The organism is uncultured Lutibacter sp., from assembly GCF_937891065.1.
Taxonomy (GTDB): domain Bacteria; phylum Bacteroidota; class Bacteroidia; order Flavobacteriales; family Flavobacteriaceae; genus Lutibacter.
This window is the reverse complement of record NZ_CALAEQ010000036.1, coordinates 1-2,812: the sequence shown is the minus strand read 5'-3', so window position 1 is coordinate 2,812 and position 2,812 is coordinate 1. Positions and strand designations below refer to the sequence as shown.

General features: G+C 29.5%; 3 protein-coding genes. 2 read left to right on the top strand and 1 reads right to left on the bottom strand.

Annotation, left to right across the window (positions count from 1 at the left end; genetic code table 11):
- A partial coding sequence (locus Q0352_RS02315) for a S9 family peptidase (RefSeq protein WP_299522986.1) occupies positions 1-716 on the top strand: 716 nt, incomplete at its 5' end.
- Positions 717-809: 93 nt separating this feature from the next.
- Here the strand turns inward: Q0352_RS02315 and Q0352_RS02310 are convergent.
- Entirely contained in the window at positions 810-2,306 is a 1,497-nt protein-coding gene (locus Q0352_RS02310) for an aminotransferase class V-fold PLP-dependent enzyme (protein WP_299522983.1), read from the bottom strand.
- A gap of 242 nt (positions 2,307-2,548) precedes the next feature.
- Here Q0352_RS02310 and Q0352_RS02305 point away from each other — a divergent pair, with 242 nt between their 5' ends.
- Positions 2,549-2,683: a hypothetical protein gene (locus Q0352_RS02305; protein WP_299522980.1), complete on the top strand. Its 135-nt coding sequence runs from the start codon at positions 2,549-2,551 to the stop codon at positions 2,681-2,683.
- Positions 2,684-2,812 lie beyond the last annotated feature (129 nt).

Here is a 2,812-nt window from a genome sequence, read left to right as displayed (position 1 = left end):
ACTTCGACCCTTCTAAGAAATATCCAACATTATTGTATTGTCAAGGTGGACCACAAGGAGCTTTAAGTCAGTTTTATTCTTTCCGTTGGAACTTCCAGCTAATGGCTGCAAATGGTTATATTATAGTTGCTCCAAACAGACGAGGAATGCCTGGTTATGGAGTTGAATGGAATGAACAAATTAGTAAAGATTATGGCGGGCAAAATATGCAAGATTACTTATCTGCTATTGATGAATTAGCTAAAGAACCTTATGTTGATAATGACAAGTTAGGAGCTATTGGAGCAAGTTATGGTGGATACTCTGTATTTTATTTAGCAGCAATTCACGAAGGTAGATTTAAAAGTTTTATTTCACACGATGGTATCTACGACTGGAGAAGTATGTACGGAACTACAGAAGAATTATTTTTTGTGAATTTTGATTTAGGTGGTGCTTATTGGGATAAAAATAATGCAGTTGCTCAGAAATCTCATACTGAATTTAATCCTGCTGAAAAAGTAAATCAATGGGATACTCCAATTTTAATTATTCAAGGAGGAATAGATTATAGAGTGCCAATTGGGCAAGGATTAGCTGCGTTTCAAGCAGCACAAGTTCAAGGCATTAAAAGTAAGTTGTTGTTTTTCCCTCAAGAAAATCATTGGGTTTTAGACAACCAAAATAGTTTAGTTTGGCAACGAGAATTTTACAAATGGTTGAAAGAAACATTGTAATTTTATTATAAAAAATTTACATTAAAAAAAGGGTAGTGAAATTAATTCATTACCCTTTTTTATTAAGAGAATAGTAAAGGTATTTAACCTCAACTAGTATTTAAAATACTTTTTAGTTTCAATCAAGCATTTATTAATCATTTTAATTGCTGTATCAATAGTTGCCTTTTTGGTTCTAATTGAAAGAATCGCCATTCGTATTACAAATTTACCTTCAATTTTAGTGGTGCTTAAAAAAACATCTCCATTAGTATGAATAAATTCTACTAATTTTTCATTAAACTCATTTTCCTCAATTTCATTCGAAGGATACCAAAAATAACTGATAGTTAAATCTGGTTTCGGTCCAACTTTAAAACCCAATTCAACTAGTTGATTTCTAAAATATGTAGTCAGTAGTAATTTTTCATCAAAACTAGCAATGAAAGGTTCAATTCCGTGAATTTGTAGTGGTAACCAAAGTCTTAAACCTCTAAAATGCTTGGTTAATTCGGGAGAAACATCAGAAGGATTTAACTGTGAATTTACCGAATTAGCATCTTGCATATAATCGGCAGTATAGTGGTGAGAATGAAAAACAGCTTCTTTATCTTTGATCAATACAGCTCCAATTCCATAAGGTAAAAAAAGTCCTTTATGAGGGTCAACAACCAAAGAATCAGCCATCTCTATCCCTTTAAATAAGTTTTTTTTACTTTCTGATAAAATGAAAAAACCACCATAAGCGGCATCAATATGATACCATAAATTATGATTTTTCGCTATTTCACCTATTTCATCTAAAGAATCAATTGCTCCTGTATCTGTTGTTCCTGCAGTAGCTATTACCATAAATGGCTTCAGTCCATTTGAAATATCTTCTTTAATTTTTTCTGATAGTTTAAGGGTATCTATTTTGTGTAATGTATCCAATTCTAATAATTGAACTTTCACGTCTTCCAAACCAATTATTCGAAGGGCTTTATGAATACAATGATGCGTTTGTGGACTTAAATAAAGAACACTTTTTGTTATTTTTTCATTCTTAATTTTATGTTTATCTCTAGCGGCAGTTAAAGCAATTAAATTTGCTATTGAACCTCCCGATGTTAGATTACCAACGGCATCTTTTGGAAAACCAAAAATAGATTTCATCCAATTTAATGTCTCATTTTCAATAGCAACTGCACCTGGTGAAGCATAATACATTCCTGCATATTCATTGGTAACACTCGCTAAAAAATCAGCTAAAGCTGCTGTGTAAATACCTCCGCCAGGAACATATCCTAAATGTTTTCCTGAAGCTGGTTTTATTCCTTTTAAAACAACTTCTGAATTAAAAACAGCTAATAATTCTTTTAAATTCTTTTTACCAGATTTAATGGTAAGCTTTTCAGTTGAAGGTTCTCCTTTAACATATGCCGGATAACTTTCTAAGTTTTCCATAAAATGATTGGCAAACTCACGAACTTGTTCATTCAATTTCTCTCTTTCTTCAAAAGTCGGATCCAATTCTTGAGAAATTTTTTGTAAAGCTTCTATTTGATTAATTAAACTATTCATAGGTAAAATAAACGTTAAAGGTAAGGGATTGTATTTAATAGATAACATAACTATTTAAAGAAATACAAACCTCTAAAAATGGCTATTAAAATTTAAATTTCATCCATTTTTGATTTGTTTTTGTCAAATAATAAAAATTATGAAAATTAATAATTTCACTTATAAAACTGTATATCAGTTGTTTATCTTTTTTAGATATGTTAAATATTCCATAATATAGTACTTTGTTTTGCACAGTACTATATTTAAATATATATTTGTACTATCATTAACCAATTAAACTATTTATTATGAAAACTTTAGACAATATTATCAATTATTTAAGTACAACAGAAAACGATCAATTAAAACACAAAGGAAAATTTATTGATTTCAATACCACAAATAGAACAAGCTGGAATAGAAAAAGAAATTACGGATTTTAATTCTTGAATTTAACACACTAACTATTAAAACTACTATTATGAAAACTTTAGACAATATTATCGATTATTTAAGCACAACAGAAAACGATCAATTAAAACACAAAGGAAAATTTATTGATTTCAATACCA

What these genes read in the sequence shown, in the direction of transcription:
- Q0352_RS02305 (WP_299522980.1), top strand. Translation starts at nt 2,549, where the DNA reads ATGAAAACTTTAGACAATATTATCAATTATTTAAGTACAACAGAAAAC.
- Q0352_RS02310 (WP_299522983.1), bottom strand. Translation starts at nt 2,306, where the DNA reads ATGTTATCTATTAAATACAATCCCTTACCTTTAACGTTTATTTTACCT.